The following is a 23539-nucleotide window of genomic DNA, read 5'->3' on the forward strand; positions in this document are numbered from 1 at the left end:
TATTCATATCTGAGTGCCTCCATCCCAACGCTGCGGTCGGGATCTTCGCTTTACTCATATCGTAAGGCTTCGACAGGATTCTTAGTAGCGGCCATCCAGCTTTGCCAGCTAACCGTTAGCAATGCAATTCCCAACGCCAGAAAACCTGCAAGGGCAAATATCCACCAACTTAAACTGGTTTTGTAAGCAAAATTTTCAAGCCATTTATTCATCGCGTAATACGCAATTGGCGTAGCAATTACAAAAGCAAAACCAACCCATTTTACGAAGTCTCTGTTAAGCACCATCAAAACTTCACCTATTCTAGCACCGTTTACTTTCCGGATGCCGATTTCTTTTATCCTTAACAGGGAAGAAAAATAGGAGACTCCCAGTAACCCCAGCACAGCAATGAATATTGAAAGGGTAGTTAGTAAATTAATAATATTGCTAAACTTTCTTTCCGTTTTATAAGCTGCCGCTATTCGTTGATCAAAAAATTCGTATTCAAAAATAGTATTGGGTAAGTATGTAGTTGCTGTTTTCCTCATCAATTCAATTATTTCGGAAGGATTACCCGAAAACCGGACAATGGCATGCGATATATTATCAGGGCTGTAATGGGCTACAAATGGTTGTATCGACATTTGCATTGATTTATTGTGAAAGTCTTCGATAACACCGGAGATTCGATATTCTGTACCGCCCAGTTTAATTTTTTCATTTAAGGGATCTTTCACACCACGTTCATCCAGCAGGGTTTGATTAACGATACATTGATTTTCGACATTCTCTTTAAAACCATTACCCTGGCTGAATTTTATTTCCATGGTATTAAAAAAGTCCTTATCAACATTAATAAATTCAGTTGCTCTCATTTGCTGATTACCCAGGCTATCGGTATAAACTTCGCCATAAATATTACCCATTCTGGAAAGTGGGAGATTGTTCGTCCCTGCCACATTTCTGATATTTGGATTTTTCAACAGTTCTTCTTTGAAAACCGGGTAAGAATGAACATCCTTTGGTGCAATATTCATTGAAATTAATGACTCTTTGTTAAATCCCAAATCGCTTTCCTGCATGAATGAAAGCTGTTTATGAACCAGCATTGATGCAGATATCAAAGCGATGAATGCCATCAGTTGAAAAGTTAAAAGTGAGTTAAAAAGAATTTTGCCAGCTTTTCCCTTGCTCAATTTATTTTGAAGAATTTCGATAGGCTTTATATTACCGCTAATAAGTTGGTTGATAAACGATGAAAGTAAAATGATTGAAAAGGAACAAAGCAGTGCTCCTGTTATTATTTTCTTTGTGTTTAGTATGGCATTAAAAGGTACGTCGTTGCCAACAAAATTGGGGAAATAGGGTTGGGTTAGCTTAAACAAACCAAACGTAATTACAAAAGCTATCACCGAGAAAATAAAAACCGATATTGAGTTTTTTAAGAATAAGTGAGATTTTTTGGCGCCCGAAACTTTCTCGATTCCCCACAAACGCATTTGCTGCGTTTTTTCAATGGTCGACAAAAGCACATAGTTGATAATTGAGATGAGAAGAATAAGCACGCCCAACGTGATGAATATTTTCAAACGCATGTTAATATGTATTTTACTCAGCTTAGTTAATAATAATGTTGGCGATTTTTCCAATTTGGCGAGTCTGACATAATCCTGTGCAAGTTTTGCCGTAAAATCTGAAATATCTGACTCAGGTGTCAACTCAATAAAATTTTTACACTGGTAGTTCCAATCCGATTGGTAATCCTTTTTTCCCTGCGCCTGCATAAAATGCGAAAGACTACCAATCCAGTGATAGCTGACATTTGAATTGCTTGCCGGATTTTTGATGATACCGGTGATCGTGAAGTCAATAAGTTGATCATTAATAATAAGTGAAACCGGAGTGCCCATAACATCAAGTTTCCCAAAACGTTTTGTTGCGATATCTTCCGATATAATTAGGGGGTTAGGTGCATTGAAACTTTCTTCTGCATTACCCGCAATAAAGCTAAAACTGAAAAAATCAAAGAAGTTTTCTTCAACAAATCCAATTTCAGTGTAATCCGATTTAATTAGATTGTTTTCCTGCTTAATGTAAATTGTACTATTTCTATTGTCGAAACTGGTGCTTTTAACCACCTCAGGATAACGGTCAGGCAAAGATTCGAATAGCACATAGGGTAGAGGAAATTGAAAATAATCTTCTCCAAACTGATCACGGGCTTCCATACTGAATTTATTCCCGGCTGAATCTTGAAAAGAGTCGAAGCTTGTTTCATGCAGCACATAATAACCAGCTGCCATAAAAACCCAAAGGCCAATAATTAGTCCGCTAACTTTTAATACTGAAATGTATTTGTTTTTTAAAAGAGACCGTAATTCACGAATAAAATATAGTTTGAACATGATATTATTTTATTATTTACATTATTCATATCACAATGCCTCAATCCCGACGTTATGGTTAGGATTCCTGCCTACTGGCACTGGTTTTCACCCCTAAATTCCTTGAAGGGGACTTTTGAGCTTGTATTTCTAAAACGTCTTCGTTCAAATTATTGTCATTAGTAGCTTTTCCCGGTTCTCCCTTTAGGGAGTCAGAGGGTGAAAAAGCAGATTTGTCACTCGTACCTCAATGCCTCGACCCCGACGCGTTGGTCGGGATTTCCGCCCTCCTCTATTCATATCGGAGAGCTTCAACAGGATTTCTTGTAGCCGCTCGCCAGCTTTGCCAACTTACTGTTAGCAACGCAATTCCCAGCGCCAGCAAACCGGCCAGGGCAAAAATCCACCAACTCAAACTGGTTTTGTAGGCAAAATTTTCCAGCCACTTATCCATGGCGTACCAGGCAACGGGCGTTGCGATTACAAAGGCTATCAGAACCCATTTTACAAAGTCTTTGTTTAGCATTGCCAGTATTTCAGATACTTTAGCGCCGTTTACTTTCCGGATGCCGATTTCTTTTACTTTTTGCTGACTGGCAAAAATTGACAATCCTAAAATTCCCAAACAACAAATAAAAATGGCGATGACAGAAAAGAAGAAGAAAATTTTTCTGAACTGAACTTCAGATCTGTACATTTGCGCTACCGATTCATCCAGAAATTCAAAATCTACAGGATAGCCGGTAGAAAGACTGGTTGCAGCTTTGTTAATCTGTGTAACGGCCCCATGTAAACTGTTAAAATCAGAAGATGCTATTTTAACGTAACAAAATTTGGCATAATCGTTAACTCTTATTATTACAGGGGAAATAGCTTTATGCACCGATTGAAAGTGGAAGTTATTGACAACACCAACAATTTCCATATTTTCTGAATTGAAAGCCGGGATTTTTACTCCCAATGGTTCTTCTAATCCATATTCATCGACAAATGCTTTATTAACAATAATTTTGTTTTTATCGGTTAACATATCTGAAGAGAATAGCCGGCCTTTTATGGGATTTAAACCTAAGAGCCCCGGAAAATTATTATCGCATCTTATAATATGACTGCTTATATTTTCCTTCTTTTCACCTTTATAAGTTATCGTCATCCCATACCACTGCTCAATGGATTCCCTGCCGGGTAAAAAGTTTGTATAGCTTACTTCTTTTACACCGGGAATTTGCTCTATCTTCTCTTTTAGAATATCTTTTTTTAATTGAGGAGTGAGTTGAATTGTGTATATATTTTCATTGTTAAAGCCCAACTGTTTTGAGCCATATTTTACCTGTTTTTGTACAGCCCATGTAAATGCAATCAATATTATGGCAACCGAAAACTGAGTGATAACAAGTATTCTTCGGGTATGGTCAGTCTTTCCCTTTCCCGTAATATTTCTTTTTACGGAGTCAATAGGATTTATAGACGATAGTTTTATAGCCGGCACAATAACTGATAGGGTGGAAATAATCAATGCTGCAGAGATGGATGCCAGAATAAACGAAGGATTTAAAATAACACCTGAGTGAATTGCAACTCCGATTTTATTGGAAAGAACCGGTATTGTTATCAAAGATATCATGTAGGCAAACACAACCGAAAAAAGAAAAAATAATGCTGACTCGCCAATAATATTTTTGAGAATATGTTTTTTTTCGGCTCCCGAAATTTTTAGTATTCCGACGTTTTTTAATCGTTCAACAGCAAGTGAAAATGAAAGATTAAGATAATTTATTATGCCCATGAGCAAAATGATTGCTGCAACAACTGCCAAAATCGTGGTTGAGGTCTTGTTTCCGGTTTTCAGATAATTTTGTCTTGCGACATCAACATCAGAGAAATAAAATGAGCTAAAAGCTTTCAGTGAGATTGTGGTTTTATAATTGTTTTCAGGATAAAGCTGTGCTATCTTTTTCCCAATTTGATCGGGGCTGGCAGTTTTATTTATTAATACAAAACTGGTAAAATTTGACATTCCCCAACTGGTAAATTCATCTCCGTTGGGACTGACTTGCGGAAGGCTAATCATTGGAACAATTGCATTAAAAGACAATGATGATTTCTCCTGAGGTTCCTCGATTACCGCGCGCACGGTTAAATTGTGCCTGTTATCCATTTTAACCGTTTCACCTATGGGTGAAAGTTGCCCGAATAGTTTTAAAGCTTCTTTGTTTGTAAGAACAATTGACATTGGTGTTTTGAGTGCAGTTTTTAAATCTCCGGCAATACATTGATATGAAAAAAGATCGGTAAAAGTAGAGTCGGCCAAAATCAGCTTACTGGTTATCGGGGGATTTTCTCCTACCTGAAAGGTCGTTTCCCCAAATGGACTTCTCATACGTACAACTTTTTCAACCTCCGGAATTTCGTTCTCAATGTGTTCTTTGAGAATTGCCGGTGTGTAGGTATGTAATTCACCTTGAAATCCTTCGGAACAAATAACATACGTATTGTCAATGTTTTTATTAAACTTGTTTGCACCCGTTTCGCCAAAATAATAGGTGGCAAGAACAAATACCACAGTCATGCTTAAAATCAACCCGACAAAATTAATGGAGTAGATAAACGGCTTTTTAGCAATGCCTCTTTGTATAAATTTTAAAAAGTGCGATTTCATAATTTTTTATTTTTATCTGATGGCTCAATATCCAATTTTTACTCATATCGCAGAGCTTCAACGGGATTTCTCGTTGCCGCCCTCCAGCTTTGCCAGCTTACAGTGAGCAGCGCAATCCCCAAAGCCAGTGCTCCTGCCAGCGCAAATATCCACCAACTTAAAGTGGTTTTATAAGCAAAACTTTCAAGCCATTTAATCATGGCAAACCACGCAACAGGTGTTGCAATTGCAAAAGCAACAACTACCCATCTTACAAAGTCTTTGTTCAGCAGAGCCATTACTTCTGATACTTTGGCTCCGTTTACCTTTCTTATTCCAATTTCTTTTACCCTTCTTTGGATGATAAACATCGACAATCCTGTTAATCCGAGAATAGCAATTGAAAGAGCAACTATCATAAAATAGTTCAGGAGCTGTTTTATGTTTTCCTCGGCGGTATATAGCCGGTTAAAGCGGTCATCTATAAACTCATACGAGAAAATATTTTCCTGTAAATTATATTGCTGCCAGATGTTCTCGATAAAAGCCAGTGTTTTGGTTTTTTCGAAAGGAGTAATCCGAATGGATACCGTATTAAAACTTTCGGGGCGGTACATCATAATCACCGGAGCGAGTGGAATGTGCAGCGACTCATAATGAAAATCTTTGGTCACGCCTATTATTCTTTCCACTTGTCCGCTGTAATCGATTTGATTACCAATTGCATCCTCAGGCGAATCCCAGCCTATTTTTTTTGCGGCAGTTTCATTGATCAGATACCCTGTATTCGATTCACTAAACTTTTCAAAATTTTTACCTGCTGCAAGTTCGATTTTATAGGTTGTAAGAAAATCTTCATCTACCCTGATGTTGGCCAGCCTGAAATCAAGAGGATTGGAACTCCCGTCGGAAACGACTTCTGCTGAACCGGAATCCCAAAGCCCCTGCGATGGTGTTCTTTTTGATGCCGATGCTGAAAGAATGTTTGGGTTCTGCACCAACTGTTGTTTAAATACATCCAGTTTTTCGTTGAGCTGGGGAGTGGAGGGTATAACAACCACATTTTCTTTGTCGAGGCCTAAGTTTTTATCGTGTAAATAGTTTATCTGTTTGAAAACAAACAAAAATGATATTACCAAAGCAATGGAAACTGTAAACTGAAAGGTTACCAATCCACCGCGGAATGTATTATTTCCGGTATTTATTTTTTCTTTTCCGCTTGAAATTACCGGTTTAAAAGATGAAACAATCAGAACCGGATAAAGAACCGAAAGAATTCCTGTAACAACAGATAAAATAACAATACCTGCGATTAAATCTGTATTTTCAGCTATCTTCAAATGAAAATTGTTTCCTATAATCTGGTCTACTCCGGAGGAAATAAGCAGGATAATTCCCAAGGCCAGTACTACCGAAATAAAACAAAAGAAAACCGATTCTGCTGTTAGCTGAAGGATGAGGATTTTTTTGGAAGCTCCCACTACTTTTTTTACTTTGATTTCTTTTAAGCGCTTGGTGTACATTGCTACGTTTAAATTCATGTAGTTAATGCTGCCAAGAATAAGAATCAGTAATGCAACCGATGCAAGAATATAAACATATGAACGATTGCTGTACCAATCAAAGTGGATGTCGGTAAGCGCTTCCATTCTTATTTTTGTCCACTCCGTTCCATTTTCGAATTGTTTATTGATAAAACCATCCAGTTTGGAATCGATATTATCCGGCAGGTGCGGAATAAGGGCAAATGTTGTATAGTTATTGCTACTCCAGTTTTTCATCTCCTCTTGCCCAACGATGGATTCGTATGTACTAAATGAAATATAAATATCAGGATTAAAATGGGTATTTTGCCCCCAGTTTTTAAACACTCCCTGCACGATAAAACTGTATTTATTTCCTGTTTCATCTTTTACATCCAGCGATTTTCCGACGGCATCAGTCGTTTGAAAAAATCGTTGTGCGGCTTCTTCCGAAACAATTAAAGTGAGTGGTTCTTTTAATAAGTTATCATCATTGGGTAAGCCTTGAAAATCAAAAATATGGAGTATTTCAGGTTCAGCAAAACAGGTATTGTCTTCAAATATTTTTTTGTCGCCAACCCTAAAAACAATTCCTGTATTACTAACTCTTGCAATTTGTTGAATTTCCGGTATTTCATTTTTTAACAGGGGTGCAATTGGAGGTGCTACATTTGTTAAATGAAGGTTTTCGTTGCCATCCGGGTCATAAAAATACCGGTGTACCCTGTATATTTCCTTACTTTTCGAATGAAAGGAATCGTAACTAAGTTCATATTTTATCCAGGCAGATATCAGGAATACACTTAAAAAACCCAAAATGAGTCCAAAAATGTTAATTGCCGAATAAAACGGGTTTCTTTTTATATTTCTGAATATGGAATTAAAAAAACGTTTCATATTTTAATTTTTATATTATTCATATCTCAAACTGTCTACTGGGTTTTTAGTTGCAGCTTTCCAGCTTTGCCAGCTCACCGTTAGCAATGCAATTCCCAGCGCCAGCATGCCTGCCAATGCAAAAATCCACCAGCTCAGGCTGGTTTTATAGGTGTAGTTTTCAATCCATTTATTCATTGCGTAATACGAAATAGGCGTAGCAATTATAACTGCTGCCAATACCCATTTAACAAGGTCTTTGTTGAGCATTGCCAATATTTCGGATACCCTGGCGCCATTCACTTTCCGAACACCTATTTCCTTAATTTTATGCTGACAGAGAAAAACAGATAATCCCAATATTCCGAGAATTGAAATAATAACCGATAAAAAGCTAAAAGCGGTAATCAGTTTTACCTGTTGAGTTTCACTTGTATAAAGTTCGTTCATCCGGTCGTCCATAAAATAATACCGGAAAGGGATTACCGGGCTCACTTCGTCGTAAATCCTGCGAATGTTTTGCAGCGCGTCACCTGTTTGATTTGTATTAAGTTTTAAACTAACACAATGAAAAGCGTCTGTCGAAGAAGCGTGCCAGAAAGTGAAAGGCTCCACCGATTCGCGCAACGAAACAAAATTGAAGTCTTTAATAATACCAACAAGTGTACCATTGTTTATCTTTTGTCCGACTTTCCATCCGTAACGTTTGGCGGCTGTTTCATTGCAGATGAGATTTCCGTCTTCGGCCTTACTGTTTTTTATAAACTGTCGCCCCTCAAGCAATTTGAAATCCATCATCTCAACATAATTATCATCCGCAGCCCAATACCAGACAAGACATTTTTCACCATCTACTGTAAAAGTCATTCTTTCCTGTGCCTGGCCGGGAACAGCCCTTGAGAAAGCATAGTCGTTTATAAAGGGCGAATCATTTAACTTGTTTTTAAAGACTTCGATATTTTTCTTTATTTCATCGTTTAAGCGGATGACAAGTGTCTGTTCTTTTGAAAAACCAAGATCGGTTTCCCGCATAAAATGTACTTGTTTAATAACTGTAACAGAAGCAATAATCAGAGCGATTGTTGTAACAAATTGTGAAACAGTAAGCACCCCTCTGAAACTAACTTTTGTGCCACGTTTTAAGCCTTTGAGCAAAAAAACAGGATTTCCGGAGATGCTGTAAACCGCGGGATAAATTCCGGCCAGTAAACCAAGAGTAAGAACTGTTAATCCGACAAGAATCAGAATTCCTGTATTTTCTTTAAAGGGAAGTGTATAACCTAAGATTTGGTTTGAAACCCCTTTGTTTACCAGATAGGCAAGCGCAATCGCCACTAAAAATGAAAAGATAAAAAGGATAGATGTTTCGAGTAAAGAAATAAAAACAACGTCTTCTGTTCTGCCGCCAATAATCCTTGAAATACTTACACTTTTAATTCTTTTTGGAACATTTGCAGTAGCAAAGTTTATGTAATTGATTAGAACAACCAGCAGAATAAGTATTCCAACCCAGCGGAGGGATTGGACAAAAACTTTACTTTTTGATGAAAAGATGGGGGTTTCGGCAACTCCATCCGTAAAGTGTAATTCGGTTAACGGGCGCGCAACCAGCTCAACCGATGTACCTTTATTTACAAAAACGTTGTGTTTGGCTTTAACAATTGATTGTGAATTTAATTTTTTATTGAATAAGCTCTTGTCTGTTCCGGGTTTTACAAGAACAAACTGTGGGTAGTTGGTTACGTCCCATCCTTTAGCACTTTCCGCCATCCATCCGGTTGCAGGTAGTTTCAGAATAATGGGGCATGTAACTACGGAATTTTCAGGTAGATCGTTAAAAACGGCCGAAACAGTATAATTCGTTCCGTTGGCCGCAAGCTGTTTCCCAACTGGGTTATCATCGCCCCAGGCTTTCTGGGCAAATTTTTTGGAAATTATTGCTGTTTGGGGCTCTTCTAATGGAAGCTTTTGTTTCCCGGATATAAATTTGAACGTAAAAATTTCGGTGAGCATCTTGTCGCTGTATGCATAGTCTTCAAATTCTTTTACTATTCCAAGGTTATTTTCCCAGGTAAAACTAGCTTCCTGCCATTTTCCCCAGGGCATATAAGTTGTTGTCGCTGTTATTTCCGGAAATTCATTGGCGAGCGTCTCTCCTGTCGGGCCAAAAAGAAAAACCGATGTTTTGCTGTTACCGGGATATTTTACTTCAATCCGGTAGATATTTTCAGCGTTCTTGTTATAAGTGTCAAAATGGTATTCATTCCATAGATACAATACGATAAGAATAAAAGCAGCAAAACCACTCACAAGACCGGCAAGATTTAATCCGGTGGTGAGTATGGATTTCTTCAGATTTGCTGTTGCGAATTTTAAATAATATTTCATCTGTTAGTAACTAAAAGTTCTCTGTTTCTTGTATCAACCCTCCTGGTGTGTGTTGTTTATTGTTCAAATCCAGGTACTTCTATTCCGGGCGGTTGGCCACCAGTAACAGGGGTCACTCATATCTTAGTGCTTCGACCGGATTTTTTGCAGCGGCCTTCCAGCTTTGCCAACTCACAGTTAGCAATGCAATTCCCAGCGCCATTAATCCTGCCAACGCAAAAATCCACCAGCTTAAAGTTGTTTTGTAGGCAAAGTTTTCCAGCCATTTATGCATAATGTAATATGAAATTGGAGTGGCAACAACAAAGGCAAACACCACCCATTTTACAAAATCTTTATTTAGCATAGTTATCACCTCTGTAATCTTAGCGCCGTTTACTTTTCTAATGCCAATTTCTTTTATTCTTTTCCGGGTTTCATAAAGCGTAATGGCAAATAGCCCAATCGCTGAGATGATATAGGCGATGATGGTGAAAAGGATATAAATTTCGCTTAGCCTTTTTTCCTTATTGTACATCGATTGAATATCATCAGAAAGGAAGGTGTAATTAAAGGTTTCTCCCGGGTTGTTTTTTTCGAAAAGCTGCCGGACAAACTGAAGACCTGCCTGGTTTGCACCCTCTTCAAACTGAATCAGGAAATTATAATGCATTCTTTCAAAATAAACCATGACCAGAGGTTGTGGTTCCACGGAAAGATGTTCAAAATTAAAATCTTTAACAACACCGATAATATCATAAGTTCCCCATGAACTGCTTTTAATTTGTTGAGTTGAAATATCGGTTATTCCCCAGTATTTTTTGGCAGCCTCGTTAATCACTACTTTCTCATCGTAACTTTTATCCTTATCAAAATCGAAAAAACGGCCTTCTAAAATTTTTAATCCGAGCAGCTTTGTATATCCAGGTGTTACAACTAACGATTTTTCTGTAGTGAAATCCATCTCGTTACTGTTTAATTTCCACGACATATCAAATGGTTGAATAGGAGAATGTGCAATTGAAAAGCTTTTAATCGAACTTTGAACCGTCAACTCATTTTTCACATATTGAAAATTATTTTGATAATCCTGATGTTGCTTCATTTGCTCTTCACGGGTTCCGCTATAATTGGGTTCATGAAAAAGTTGTGTGCTAACAATATTTTTTGACTCGAATCCCAGGTCCTTATCAAGCATTAAATTCAGTTGTTTAACTACCACTATTGACGCTATCAGCAGGACAAATGAAAGTGTAAATTGCAGGGTTGTAAGTACTTCTCTCCCGGCTAGTTTAGTTGGTGCAAAAGTCTGATTTTTTAAACTTTTGGTAACAGGAAGATAAAAATAAACAAAAGACGGGTAAATCATCGCCCCGGTAATTAATACAAAAAGGATAACGCTGTTTAAAAAAAAGATTTGCCTGATGTCAGGAGATAAGTTTACTCTGGCAATTTGATTAAAATAAGGTAAAACGATGTGAAACGCCAGCGTGACAATAAAGGAAGAAACAAAAATGAGCAGGAGAATTTCGGTAAATTTTTGTAATAAAATGTGTTTTGAACCTGCCCCTGTAATTTTATTAATCCCGATGTTTTTAATTGAAAAATTGATATTAATAATTTGCAGATTGGTGAAGTTGAGTAGTGAAATAATAAAAATCACAGCGATAATTACATACAGGACATTGATGTTTTTTTTGTCGCCGTGTTTGGAGATGATTCCCTGAGTATTAATGTTGTTTCCCTCGAAATACATTTTACTTAAAGGGTAGATGCCAGTAGTACTTTCTTTAAAACGTTCTCTGTAATGTCCCAAACCCTTTATTTTTTCATAAAATTCAACCTCATTAAAATTGCTGTTTGCCAAAATGAAATTTCCGCCCATCCGGCTGTATTGCATCGAGTGGTTGGGAATGATAAAGTCAAATGTAATTGAGCTGTTGGAAGGCAGGGGATCCAGGATACCTTTTACGGTGTAAATCTTTTGTTCGCGTGTGGTAATGGTAACGTATTTCCCAATTGGATTTTCATCTCCAAATATTTTTTTCGCCATGTTTTGGCTAAAAATGATTGCATCCGGATCGTGTAATATTGCAGCTTTATCTCCAACTTTTAACGGAAAATCAAAAACCTCAAAAAAGCTGCTGTCGGCAACTATTCCTTCAGGCGAAAAAGAATGTTCATTATAAGTAAATTTGATTTCACCTTCTCTATATTTTTTTACATCGGTAAAGCTTTCAATCTCGGGATAATCTTTGTAATTAAATTTGAAAAATAAATCAGCTTCCCAGGCTTCGGGTTTACTTTCCGGTGAGTCTTTTAAAGTGATCAGGTAAATATCTTTTTCCCGCTTATGGAAATTATCCATCGAAAGTTCGTTGCGAATGTATGTGAAAAGGAGCGAGATACATAATGCTCCTAAAAACACGGTGGCAATACTTCCTGCAAAAACCAACCTGTTTGATTTAAAATTTCGGATAGCGTATTTTAGATAGTGTTTTAACATTCTTTTTGTTGCTTTTTATTTATCTCAGTACTTCTATTTACGAGCAGTCGGCTCCGATTCCCCGGGCTTATTCATAACGTAAAGCTTCAACCGGATTCCGGTTGGCTGTGCGGGTATAATTTGCAGCGGCTATTACTGCTACCATCAACAATACAAAAAGGCTGCAGGCAACAAATATTCCCCAATGAAGATCAATCTTTGAGGCAAAATTTTGCATCCATTTGTGGGCGGTAATCCACGCTCCTGTTAATCCGAGTAGTACTGCTGGTATAGCTATGTATTCCAGATCAACAATAAAAGCCCGGAGAATATCGGTAAGATTTGCGCCACTAATTCTGCGAATTGCCAATTCCTTGCGGCGGCGTGCAGCTTCGTTTGAAGTGTATCCAAGCAAACCGATAATTGTGATCAGCAGGATTACAATGTTTCCGGCCATCATGGCGTTACGGAAACCTTTCTCAGCCTGATAGCTGTATTTTTGCTCCTGTTCAAGGCTATGTACAACCGCATCCTGATGAGGCAGAAACTGATTGAAAATATCTGTTATCTTTTTTGACATTCCCGCTTCAGCAGTTTCGTTTACCTCCAGAAGGATGTAAAATGAAAAAGAAGAACGTTCAGCTCTTACCTGTTCAAATTTTTCCTGGGGGAAATAGAAAAATACCGATGGCCGAAGATCGGGAGCAGTAATTGTGTTGATAATAAAATCGGGGAAAACACCCCTGATTGTTGTTTGTCCGTGTTCACTAATGTCGACCTGTTCGCCAACCACATTTTTCCATCCATTAAATACTTTTAGCTTTTCTGCGCCTTTTTCACTAATCAGCACGTCGTTGGTTACTGAATTTTGTTGTGTAAAACCTTCTCCTTCAGGAACCGGAATGTTTAATATCGAAAGGTAATTTTCGTCTATCCAGTAAAAGTCAGCTACATTAAACAACTCTTTTTCTTTGTCAGGTGAATTGATGTTATTGCCTGAAGCTCCTTCGATTGGCACTCCACAGCCCATACCCACCGTTTCCACTCCCGGTACTGCACGCAATTCATTTAACAGCGTAGAAATTTTCTCGGCTTCCATTCCACTGGTTGAACCGTAATAGACTCCTTTTGTCCGGTATCCGTGGTTGGCATTAATAATACTGCCATATTGCATGCTCACGATTACCAGCATTGTCAAGATAAATGATGCACCCACAAACTGGAAGGAAAGTAATACGAGTTTCCATCTGTTCTTTTTTTGTTGAAAATTGCGAAAGGCTGTTGCCACCGGAACACGGGAAAAAAAACGCCCTGGCAGGTAGCTGGTTAAAATTACCAGTGTTATAATCAGAAAAAGTAAAGGCCAGATAACAACAGGATTTAACACCGAAATAAGTTTGTGTCCTACCTGCGCTTCCGCCAGCGGTTTTAAAACCAAGATGAGAAGGAATGCACCAATAAATGAAATCAGAAATAAAACAAAGGTTTCCGAGAAAATCAGCTGCTGAAGGTTTTTTGCTTCGGCACCGCATGTTTTATGTATGGCCGAACTTTTTGCTCGTTTTATTAAAGCGCTAAGCGTAAGTAATGTGTAATTCATGAGAGAGACAAATAATACGGCAAAAGCAATTGTCGCAAGTATCAGAATCATATCTTTCACGCCACTCGAATATAATTTTTTGATTGGTTTTAGTGTGTATTTCAGCACCATTCCCCCTTGCTGTTGCTCCAGGCTTTCAATATCCTGGTATTTTATCTGCATTTTTCGAATGGCCGGCGCCAGACTCTCAGGATCTACTCCGGGAGCGAGTTTTACTGCGGCATAATAACGGTCGTTTCCTAACCAGTTGGTAGAACCATCCCAGGAGAAAAATTGTCCTGTGGAAATCATTGAGATCAGTACGTCATATTCGTAGTTGGTGTTTTCAGGAAGTTCTTCAAATACTCCGGCAATGGTCAGTTTTCTTCCCGGATATTCTTTTAATTCAATGATTTTGCCTGTTATATCTCCCCCCATTTCATTTGCAATCTTACTTGAGATCATACAGGTCATAGGACTGCTGAGTATATCTTTGGGGTTTCCGTTAATCATCGGGCGGGGCAGCACATCAAACAAATGTTCGTCGGCCAGAGAAAATTGCGCTGAGTAGCTCTTTTTATCTTCAGTATAAAAAACGGATGAACCAATACTGTTTAACCGAGTTGCTGCTTCAATACCCGGAACCTCTGCTTTTAACCCGGGAGCAACTGCACCGCTTACACGTCCCCAGCTATCCATCTTATTTGAAGATTTGTCTCGTTTAAAGTTTTCCTGAACAATATAAATGCGGCTGGCGTTGGGATAAAAACTGTCGAAGCTGTAATAATACAATACCTCTGACAACAACAGTATGCCAAATGCCAGTCCGGCTATAAGTGAGATGATTCGTGTTGTTGTATGCTCTCCTTTTCGAAGTAGTCTGCGAAATGCCAGTTTTAAAAAGTTTTTCATGTGTTTTCTGCTTTTATTCTCTCGGCCTGTTTACACAAGTGAGCCGGTGTATATTTGTTACATCCCTTAATCGACATTCTGTTTTGCAGGTCCTGTAGTTTCCTCCTCTTTTTTAGGCGGTTGGAGGATCTTTACTCTTAGCTCATCGCTTCTGCAAATTCCGGATAGCCGCTTTCCAACTCCGGCAACTAACTGTCAACAGTGCAATTCCCGGTGCAGTATTCCTGCTGGTGAAAATATACGCCCGCCAGATGTACATCTTCAACGTTCTGTAACCATGCAGAAATTGTCATTCCTCCCCGTTTTTCCTCATACTGGTTTACCTCATTGCACAAAGTAAATCAGGTAGATTGCTTTCTACCTGTCATCCGAATTAAAAGCTCCCATAACCCGGAATATTCTTTCTTTATTCGACTGGAAGTCATCGAAACCGGTTTCATAATTTATAAACAGAAAAATAAAAAAGACAGGCGGCGATGCCAATTGTAAGGCAAGAATATTAATAAACGCATTTAGCCTGTTTTTCAGGATATTCCGAAAAGCAAGTTTTAAAAATAAAAAATTCATTTTCTATTTTTTAATGTTTATTGTTTTCAGCTTTGAGGCAGTAAAATCCGGCAAAGATTTTTCAGGACAAATGACTAAAGTATTTCCGCCATTTTCTCGTTTACATTTTCGGTCAGAACTTCACCGTCAAACAGGTTAATTACGCGGTGAGCAAAACCAGCATCATGCATTGAGTGCGTAACCATAATAATGGTTGTTCCTTCTTTGTTTAATTCTGTTAACAGGTTCATGACTTCGAGGCCGTTTTTTGAATCGAGGTTACCTGTCGGCTCATCCGCAAGGATTAGTTTTGGATTGGCAACCACTGCACGTCCGATTGCTACACGTTGCTGCTGACCACCCGAAAGTTGTTGTGGAAAGTGTTTGGCACGGTGTCCTATTTTCATTCGTTCCAAAACAGCATTTACCATTTCTTTGCGTTCGCTTACTTTCTTTTTCAGGTAAATGAGTGGCAATTCCACATTTTCATATACTGTAAGTTCGTCGATAAGGTTAAAACTTTGGAATACAAAGCCAATGTTTCCTTTACGCATTTGTGTGCGCTGGCGCTCCTTGTATGTTCCCACTTCGGTTCCATCAAAAAAATATTTCCCGGTGCTTGGATTATCAAGTAAGCCAATAATATTCAGCAAAGTTGATTTTCCGCAACCCGATGGTCCCATAATGGCCACAAATTCGCCTGCTTTTACATTGATCGATACTTCGTTCAGAGCAAAAGTTTCAACTTCCTCTGTCCGGAAGATTTTTGTGAGTTTTTCAGTTTTTAGCATATTAAGCCCCCTTTAATTCCCCCAAATGGGGAAGATTTAAAAAGTTGATTATTTATATATTTTATGTTCATTTTTTGCTTTTTTGTTCCCTCGCCTTTGCCGAGGCTTAGGGAGCGTCCCTTTATCTCAAAATCAGTTTATCGTTATCCCCAAATAAATCATATCCCGAGGTTATCACTCTCTCTCCTGGTTCCAGTCCTTCCAGCACTTCATAATATTTCGGATTTTTTCGTCCAATCCTGATGTTTCGTTTTGTAGCAAAATCACCCGAAGGATCGACTACGTAAATCCATTGTCCACCGGTGCTGTTAAAAAATCCTCCCAAACTTACCAGAAGCGATTGTTCTGGTTGCCCCAGTTGCAGATTAATGTAATAGGTTTGCCCTGTGCGTATATTATCCGGTCTTTCATCGGTGAAAACGAGGTCAATTTGAAATTGTGAATTTCGCACTTCAGGATACACCTTTTTAACCCTTAAATTAAAAAGACTGTTTTGCCGTTCAAATGTTGCATTTAGACCTCCTCTGACTCTATCAATATAATGTTCATCAATGAGTGCTTCAATTTTATAATCCGTCAGTACATTAATCTGGCCAATTCGTGTGCCTCGTCCAATGCTTTGCCCGATTTCGGCCTCCAGCATTCCCAACTGCCCGTCAACCGGCGATTTCACGTTCAGGTTGTCCAGGCGCTCATAAACCAGCGAAAGTGTTTGCTGCATTTTGTCGAGATCCTGTTCAAGCTGAACCATTTCTGATGCCCTTATTAATGAATCGTTTTTTGCTTTTCGTTCATTAATTTTCTGCAATTTAACAGCCAGTTCATAATTCTCTTTTGCTTCAAGATACTCTTCTTTTGAAACAAGCTCATCTTCAAACAATGCTTTCTGTTGTTCGTAATTTCGTTTCTTTTTTATGATTTCGAATTCAGAATTCAGCAATGATTTTTCTGATTCAATTTGTGCAATTTCGAAGTTTATACGGGTTTGCCGAAGCATGTTTTGTTTTTGTGCCAGGTTCGATTCGCTGTTCATAATTTCCTGATACAGTTGACGGTTTTCGAGAATTAATATTGTATCTCCTTTTTTTAAATCCGAGCCTTCTTCAATAAGCCGGTTGGTAACTTGTCCGCCCTCTTCTGCATCAAGGTAAATGGTTGAAATCGGTTCAACAGTACCGTTGGTGCGGATATAGTCGTCAAAATTTCCTTGTTGAACTTCTTCAATGGTGATTTTGTCCACATCAACTTTAAGCGAAGTTACATTTGAGTCTTTTATAATTTTCACAAGAAGAAAAACAAATAAAATGGCAGCCACTGCATAAATAATGTGTTTTGGCCTGATGCCCTTTTTCTTCTCAATTTTTCTGTCCATTGCCATAATTAAGTCCTTTTTATTGTCAAGATAAATACTTTAATTCTAATTTATTAATGAAATTCCGGGTAACGGCTTTCCCAAATAAAAGTCAATTGTTTTCTTTTTAATTGTATACTGAAGTTTTGTTCGTAATAAATCGCTTTTTGCCTGTGCCAGTGTATTTTTTGAAGAATACAACTCGATAACGCTAATCAGGCCCTGTTCCATCTTTTTCTCTGCAACTTCGTATGCAATCTCTGCAAAATCGACCTGTTTTGCCAGTTGGTTGTGCTCAGCACTGTACGATTCCAGTTCCTGATAGTTCTGTGTAACGTTATTAAATAGTTCTTGAGAAGTTTTTTCTGCCTGAGTCTCCGCCTGCAAATAATTCAGTTGTGCCCGTTTGATATCTGAACGATATGCCAACTTTTCGAAAATAGGGACGCTCAATGATAAACTGATTGATTGACTGGCATTATTCTTTATTTGATTTCCAAAGGATTCAGTATTGGTATTTCCCTTTATTTTTGAGAAATAAGAAGAATAGCCACCTGACAAAGACAGGCTTGGCCACAGATATCCTTTGGCAATTGCAAGCTCTTTCTGAGCTGCCTCTTTTCTCAATTCGCCGGCTTTTACAGTCGGGTAAAAATCAAGCGCTTTGTTAAAAATAGCGGATGGTGTAGTTGAATCAACTCCTGAAAGGTTATCCCCTGTTGATGCATATTCGATGTCAAAATCTTCATCCGGTGTAATGTTCATGGTTTGTTTTAGATCGAGTAAAGCTCCTTTATACGAATTTTCGGTTTGAATATAAACTACTTCTTCTTTTGCGAGCTCCGATTCCATTTCCAGTAAATCCGATTTTGCCTTTAACCCAAGTGCTATCTGTCTTTTTGCCTGTTCAACGTTTAGTCTCGACAACTCTATTTGTTCTGCCACTATTTCCATTAGCCCTTTGAAATAAACTGTATTGTAGTAGGCTTCCATTACCGAAAAAGCAATGTTGTATTTCTGCATTTTTTCATCTTCAATGCCTGCCAGGTGATTCATTTTCCGAAGAGAAATTGTGTTTTGCCGGATGAATCCTCTAAAAATATCTATTCCAGTAGAAAGGTTAAACGAACTGTATATCCGACTTGTATTTGTATATTCATACGTATCGTAATCAAGTGATTTCCCAAATGAATTAGAGCCCCCTCCACTTAACGAAACATAGGGTAGAAGATTTCTTTTTGATTGTTTAAAATATTCTTCGTTTATTTCAGATTGAAGTTCCCTGTCTCTTATGTCAAGGTTATTGGCTACTGCATATTCAATACATCGTTCCAATGTCCATTTTTCCTGTGCATGTATGAGTTTGCCCTGAAAGAGCGATAGAATCAATATTAAATACAAAGTTTTCGTCATATCATAAAAATGTTTCAATGCTCTGGATGAATGCCAAAAAAATGCCACGAATTATAACTGCTTCTTTTGTAGCTGATTAAAATGTGTTTTGTAGCTGTTTTTATCAAGTGGTGTAAAAAAAATTTACAAAAAGTGTCAAATAATTATACACATGGTTTGAAATAAAATTGGCTCGGTTTATTTTTGAAATAAAAAATATTTAAATGTATATTCCCTGCAAAGCTGCAAAAGGCAAAATAAGCCTGGTTGAAAAATTGGATTGTGAATTATAGCGACTTTGCTCTTAAATCAGGTAAAGATGACCAAAGGAAAATTACTGATAGTTGACGACAACAAAAGTATTTTAAGTGCACTTGAAATATTGTTGCAGGATGACTTTGAAGAAGTTAAAGCCATCGCCAGTCCAAATCAACTTCCGTCCTTAATTGAAAACGGTGCCTACGATTTGGTTCTGCTTGACATGAATTTTTCAGCCGGAGTAAATACAGGTAACGAAGGTTTATACTGGTTGTCACGAATTCAGGAGTTGAGACCCGATATGGAAGTGGTTTTATTTACTGCATACGGCGACGTGGAATTGGCCGTGAAAGCGCTCAAAAAAGGGGCTTCCGATTTTGTCCTTAAACCCTGGGACAATGAAAAATTAAGAACAACACTTCGGAATGTATACAAACTTCAGCAATCGAAAAAAGAGATAAAACAACTGAAAAGACGGGAAAGCGCTTTGAAAAGCGAAATGAGCAAGGAGAAGCATTTTATTATTGCCCGGTCGCCACAAATGCTGAAGATTTTAAATCTTGTCCGCCGGGTAGCCCGAACCGATGCCAATGTATTAATTACCGGAGATAACGGAACCGGAAAAGAATTGATTGCCCGTGAACTACATCGCCATTCAAAACGAGCGGAAGAAATTATCGTGAATGTAGATATGGGCGCTATTAGTGAAACCCTTTTTGAAAGCGAACTTTTTGGTCATAAAAAGGGATCATTTACAGATGCCCGCGAAGACCGGACCGGAAAAATAGAAAATGCAACTGGCGGTACCTTGTTTTTAGACGAAATAGGGAATTTGCCGGTTCACCTTCAGCCAAAATTACTGGCTGCTTTACAAAATCGTACAGTAACTCCAATAGGAAGTAACAAACCTGTTCCGGTAGATATCCGGTTGGTTTGTGCAACCAACCAGAATCTTGAAGAAATGGTGGCCGATGGCACATTCAGAGAAGATTTGCTTTACCGGATAAATACAATTCATATAGAAATTCCACCCTTGCGCGAACGAAAAGAAGATGTGGTTGCCATTGCAGAATACTTTCTTAAAATATATTGCAACAAATACCGTAAAGGCTGCTATAAAATTTCGGATGCCGGACTTTCAAAACTGGCCAGTTACCAGTGGCCTGGTAATGTTCGCGAGCTGCAGCATACCATTGAAAAAGCCGTCATTTTATCCGATAAAAATGAACTGACACCCGATGATTTCTTTTTTAAGCCGGTGATGCACAGTACAGGTGATGTTTTTGATGGAACCATTGAAGAAATGGAACAGAAAATGATTTCAAAAGTATTACAAAAAAGCAGTTCGAATTTATCGGCCGCAGCGGATCAGCTTGGAATTACAAGGCAGACACTGTACAATAAAATGAAAAAATATAACCTGTAAATGGTCAGCCAGAATTTAAATAGGAGAATTATTTTCAGGGTTCTTTTGCTGGCGGCGACAGCTGTAATGCTTGGGTGGTTGATTTTTGCAGAACATGTTTATGTTTTGGTAAGTTTTGTCTTTTTTGTTTTTGTTATTGAAGTTGCCGAACTGATTAATTTTTTAAACCGTACCAACCGCAAAATAGCGTATTTCTTCGATGCCATAAGAAACGATGATTCAACTCTGAATTTTCCGGTAAATACAGGTAATAAAGCATTGGATGATTTAAATGCCAGCTTGAACAAGGTAAATGAATTGATAAAAAATATAAAGTTTGAATTGCGTGAACAGGAACAGTATTTTAAAACGATACTTGAACATGTTTCCATCGGGATTATTACCTATAATGAAAAGGGAACTATTTTTCTGGCCAATTCTGCGGCAAAAGAGTTACTGGGGCACGAACATCTGACCCACATTAACCAGATTTTAAGACTCGATCAAAAATTATTTTCAGCCTTAAAAGAGTTGCAGCCCGGCGATCGGAAGCTGGTAAACTTTAACAGTAAAAACGGAGCGATTCAACTTTCTTTAAAATCAACACTTTTTAAAACTACTCAGGAGAATTTTCAATTGGTTGCTATTCAGGATATCAAAAATGAACTGGAGATAAAAGAATTGGAATCATGGATCAAGTTGATTCGTGTTTTAACACATGAAATAATGAATACCGTGGCACCAATTACTTCCCTTTCAGAAACAATACTGGGTTATTTCAAAAAACTTGATAATACTCCTCCCACCGAAAAAGTCATTCAAAATACAATGAAAGGGCTGGAAATAATTAATGAGCGAGGAAACGGGCTGATTGGATTTGTGGAAACTTACCGAAAACTGACAAGAATTCCACGCCCCGAGAAAAAGACAATTCATGTTGGAGAATTTATTGATAATACGGTCACTCTTATTAACGTAGAGCCCGTTGGAGAAAACATTAAAATTACCAGGGAGATTGATCCTGAAGATCTGGAAATATCAGCGGATAAAAAACAAATATCCCAGGTACTGATAAATCTGATAAAAAATGCACTTGAAGCCCTAAAGGATACCGCCGACGGGAAAATAAAAATCAAAGCGGGAATCAATGAAAACGGGCGCGCTCAAATTACAGTCACCGACAACGGACCGGGAATTCCGGATGATTTAGCGGATAAAATTTTTATTCCTTTTTTTACTACAAAAGAGTCTGGCTCAGGAATTGGGCTAAGTCTTTCACGGCAGGTAATGCAACTCCATGGCGGTGCTCTAAAATTAGAATCACACACCAAAAATACATCGTTTACCATTGTCTTTTAAACGAAAATGAACGCTTAAATTTATCGCTATCAATTGTTTTTTTATTTTTGTTCGGTTAAAGTCATTTTTTTTAGGCTACAGAGTTTACTAACATTGTGTCACGAACCAAAATGAGGTTAGGGAATAGTTGACTGTAATATGGATGAGATTAAAGCATTAAACGAATTTTGTGCTCAATCGATGATTGGACTGCTTGGTATCAAATTTACCCGTTTCTCTTCGGATAATATTGAGGCCAGCATGCCGGTAAATAGTAATACGATTCAGCCCAACGGCTTTTTGCATGGGGGAGCTTCTCTGGCTCTTGCAGAAACTCTTGCGGGAGCAGGGTCTTATCTGATGGTTGACCGCGAAAAATTTAATGTTTTCGGACTTCAGGTTTCGGGGAATCATATATCATCCGTTAAGGAAGGAATATTACAGGCTAACGCGCAAATTATTCATAAAGGAAAAACAACCCATGTTTGGGAAGTAAAAATTACCGACGAAAACCATAAACTTATCTCTACTGTAAGGGTTACTAATATAATAGCTGATAAAAAGAAAGAAGAAGTTTAATGAGCAGGACAAAAACATCAGTTAAAACTATCGGGGAAACAATCTCGCTGTGTCTGCAAAATAACCTGACATTTGCAGCTTACCGGCTGCCAAATCAGACAAGACCGAAACTGATGGTGCAAAAAAATCTTGAAACAGAAGAGATTGAAGCACTTTCGAATATCAATGAATTAAGGGGATTCTTAATTGCTCCGTTTTTACACTCGGAAGATAACCGGATGTTTATAATATCACCTGATTATTTTTTAGATGGGGAGACACAAAAAAAGCAATTTGATGAAATATCTCGAATTAAACATGGGGGAAGTGAAGAGGTCGAAAATTTGCTTCCTTACGAAGTGTCAATGGAAGAATATCTCGGACAAATTGAAAATATAACACGTTTAATAAAAAATAACGAAGTTCAGAAAGTAGTTTTAAGTCGGGCAAAGATTGTGAATTATGATTTGAGCGAAAAAATTCAGGAAATATTTTCCAAGCTATGCGACAGGTTTTCAAATGCATTCATATACGTATTTAAAGCCCGGGATCAAATATGGATGGGAGCAACTCCCGAGCCTTTTGCCTTTTTTGAAAATAACATTTTTCATACGTCGTCGGTGGCGGGAACAAAAGAGGATAAAAAGAAATATCAGTTGCTTGAGAATTGGGGAAGCAAGGAGAAGCAGGAGCAGCAGTATGTTTCCGATTATATCGACAGTGTTTTAAACGAGAATCATTGGGAGAATATAGAACACAATGGGCCCTATGTAAAGAAGGCCGGAAACCTGTTACATTTAAGAACTGACTTTACCTCTGTGGCAGGGGCGATGAATGGTAACCTTGGCTACTTGATTTATAACCTGCATCCGACGCCTGCAATTTGCGGATTTCCTAAAGATAAAGCACTGGAAATCATACAGTCGATTGAAAAACATAACCGTGAATATTACAGTGGATTTCTTGGCCCGGTGGGAATGGAGAATCCCGTTTCTTTGTTTGTAAATTTGCGTTGTATGAAAATTGTCGGTTCTCAGATAGTGTTATATTCAGGTGGCGGTTTGACAATCGATTCTCACCCCGTCGACGAGTGGTATGAGACCGAAATAAAAGCGGGGACTTTACTTTCGGTTATTTATGACAGTAAATAATTA

General features: G+C 38.1%; 14 protein-coding genes. 4 read left to right on the plus strand and 10 right to left on the minus strand.

Going from position 1 to position 23539, the window contains the following annotated elements:
- Positions 1-50: 50 nt before the first annotated feature.
- The 10 genes from GM418_RS13690 to GM418_RS13735 all read right to left on the minus strand — a co-directional run bounded on the left by GM418_RS13690 (position 51) and on the right by GM418_RS13735 (position 18847).
- The gene (locus tag GM418_RS13690; RefSeq protein ID WP_158867218.1) at positions 51-2387 is read right to left on the minus strand and encodes an ABC transporter permease; all 2337 of its coding nucleotides are present in this window, start codon (positions 2385-2387) and stop codon (positions 51-53) included.
- 271 nt (positions 2388-2658) lie between these two features.
- On the minus strand, positions 2659-5025 hold the full coding sequence (locus tag GM418_RS13695) for an ABC transporter permease (protein ID WP_158867220.1): 2367 nt from the start codon (positions 5023-5025) through the stop codon (positions 2659-2661).
- A gap of 38 nt (positions 5026-5063) precedes the next feature.
- Positions 5064-7424 (minus strand): ABC transporter permease, encoded by a 2361-nt coding sequence (locus tag GM418_RS13700; RefSeq protein WP_158867222.1) that lies wholly within the window; start codon positions 7422-7424, stop codon positions 5064-5066.
- Positions 7425-7439: 15 nt separating this feature from the next.
- Positions 7440-9791 (minus strand): ABC transporter permease, encoded by a 2352-nt coding sequence (locus GM418_RS13705; protein WP_158867224.1) that lies wholly within the window; start codon positions 9789-9791, stop codon positions 7440-7442.
- A 112-nt stretch (positions 9792-9903) separates the two neighbouring features.
- Complete coding sequence (locus GM418_RS13710) at positions 9904-12276, minus strand: ABC transporter permease (protein WP_158867226.1); 2373 nt, start codon at positions 12274-12276, stop codon at positions 9904-9906.
- A gap of 67 nt (positions 12277-12343) precedes the next feature.
- The gene (locus GM418_RS13715; protein WP_158867228.1) at positions 12344-14746 is read right to left on the minus strand and encodes an ABC transporter permease; all 2403 of its coding nucleotides are present in this window, start codon (positions 14744-14746) and stop codon (positions 12344-12346) included.
- A gap of 357 nt (positions 14747-15103) precedes the next feature.
- Entirely contained in the window at positions 15104-15313 is a 210-nt protein-coding gene (locus GM418_RS13720) for a hypothetical protein (RefSeq protein WP_158867230.1), read from the minus strand.
- A gap of 74 nt (positions 15314-15387) precedes the next feature.
- Positions 15388-16083: an ABC transporter ATP-binding protein gene (locus GM418_RS13725; RefSeq protein WP_158867232.1), complete on the minus strand. Its 696-nt coding sequence runs from the start codon at positions 16081-16083 to the stop codon at positions 15388-15390.
- A 121-nt stretch (positions 16084-16204) separates the two neighbouring features.
- Positions 16205-17461, minus strand: coding sequence for an efflux RND transporter periplasmic adaptor subunit (locus tag GM418_RS13730; protein WP_246222839.1), 1257 nt, complete (start codon positions 17459-17461; stop codon positions 16205-16207).
- A 39-nt stretch (positions 17462-17500) separates the two neighbouring features.
- Positions 17501-18847, minus strand: coding sequence for a TolC family protein (locus GM418_RS13735; RefSeq protein WP_158867234.1), 1347 nt, complete (start codon positions 18845-18847; stop codon positions 17501-17503).
- 298 nt (positions 18848-19145) lie between these two features.
- On the opposite strand from GM418_RS13735, the gene GM418_RS13740 reads away from it, so the two are divergent.
- The 4 genes from GM418_RS13740 to GM418_RS13755 all read left to right on the plus strand — a co-directional run bounded on the left by GM418_RS13740 (position 19146) and on the right by GM418_RS13755 (position 23536).
- Entirely contained in the window at positions 19146-20510 is a 1365-nt protein-coding gene (locus GM418_RS13740) for a sigma-54-dependent transcriptional regulator (protein ID WP_158867236.1), read from the plus strand.
- Complete coding sequence (locus GM418_RS13745) at positions 20511-21848, plus strand: sensor histidine kinase (protein ID WP_158867238.1); 1338 nt, start codon at positions 20511-20513, stop codon at positions 21846-21848.
- 138 nt (positions 21849-21986) lie between these two features.
- The gene (locus GM418_RS13750) at positions 21987-22406 is read left to right on the plus strand and encodes a PaaI family thioesterase (protein ID WP_158867240.1); all 420 of its coding nucleotides are present in this window, start codon (positions 21987-21989) and stop codon (positions 22404-22406) included.
- Positions 22406-23536 carry a chorismate-binding protein gene (locus tag GM418_RS13755; protein WP_158867242.1) on the plus strand — a complete coding sequence of 377 codons (1131 nt, stop codon included), beginning with the start codon at positions 22406-22408 and terminating at the stop codon, positions 23534-23536. Before GM418_RS13750 ends, GM418_RS13755 begins: the two co-directional genes overlap by 1 nt.
- Positions 23537-23539 lie beyond the last annotated feature (3 nt).

The organism is Maribellus comscasis, assembly GCF_009762775.1.
GTDB classification, from domain to species: Bacteria; Bacteroidota; Bacteroidia; order Bacteroidales; family Prolixibacteraceae; genus Draconibacterium; species Draconibacterium comscasis.

What these genes read in the sequence shown, in the direction of transcription:
- GM418_RS13715 (WP_158867228.1), bottom strand. Translation starts at nt 14,746, where the DNA reads ATGAAAAACTTTTTAAAACTGGCATTTCGCAGACTACTTCGAAAAGGA.
- GM418_RS13735 (WP_158867234.1), bottom strand. Translation starts at nt 18,847, where the DNA reads ATGACGAAAACTTTGTATTTAATATTGATTCTATCGCTCTTTCAGGGC.
- GM418_RS13730 (WP_246222839.1), bottom strand. Translation starts at nt 17,461, where the DNA reads ATGGCAATGGACAGAAAAATTGAGAAGAAAAAGGGCATCAGGCCAAAA.
- GM418_RS13695 (WP_158867220.1), bottom strand. Translation starts at nt 5,025, where the DNA reads ATGAAATCGCACTTTTTAAAATTTATACAAAGAGGCATTGCTAAAAAG.
- GM418_RS13740 (WP_158867236.1), top strand. Translation starts at nt 19,146, where the DNA reads ATGACCAAAGGAAAATTACTGATAGTTGACGACAACAAAAGTATTTTA.
- GM418_RS13720 (WP_158867230.1), bottom strand. Translation starts at nt 15,313, where the DNA reads ATGAATTTTTTATTTTTAAAACTTGCTTTTCGGAATATCCTGAAAAAC.
- GM418_RS13710 (WP_158867226.1), bottom strand. Translation starts at nt 12,276, where the DNA reads ATGTTAAAACACTATCTAAAATACGCTATCCGAAATTTTAAATCAAAC.
- GM418_RS13690 (WP_158867218.1), bottom strand. Translation starts at nt 2,387, where the DNA reads ATGTTCAAACTATATTTTATTCGTGAATTACGGTCTCTTTTAAAAAAC.
- GM418_RS13700 (WP_158867222.1), bottom strand. Translation starts at nt 7,424, where the DNA reads ATGAAACGTTTTTTTAATTCCATATTCAGAAATATAAAAAGAAACCCG.
- GM418_RS13755 (WP_158867242.1), top strand. Translation starts at nt 22,406, where the DNA reads ATGAGCAGGACAAAAACATCAGTTAAAACTATCGGGGAAACAATCTCG.
- GM418_RS13745 (WP_158867238.1), top strand. Translation starts at nt 20,511, where the DNA reads ATGGTCAGCCAGAATTTAAATAGGAGAATTATTTTCAGGGTTCTTTTG.
- GM418_RS13725 (WP_158867232.1), bottom strand. Translation starts at nt 16,083, where the DNA reads ATGCTAAAAACTGAAAAACTCACAAAAATCTTCCGGACAGAGGAAGTT.
- GM418_RS13750 (WP_158867240.1), top strand. Translation starts at nt 21,987, where the DNA reads ATGGATGAGATTAAAGCATTAAACGAATTTTGTGCTCAATCGATGATT.
- GM418_RS13705 (WP_158867224.1), bottom strand. Translation starts at nt 9,791, where the DNA reads ATGAAATATTATTTAAAATTCGCAACAGCAAATCTGAAGAAATCCATA.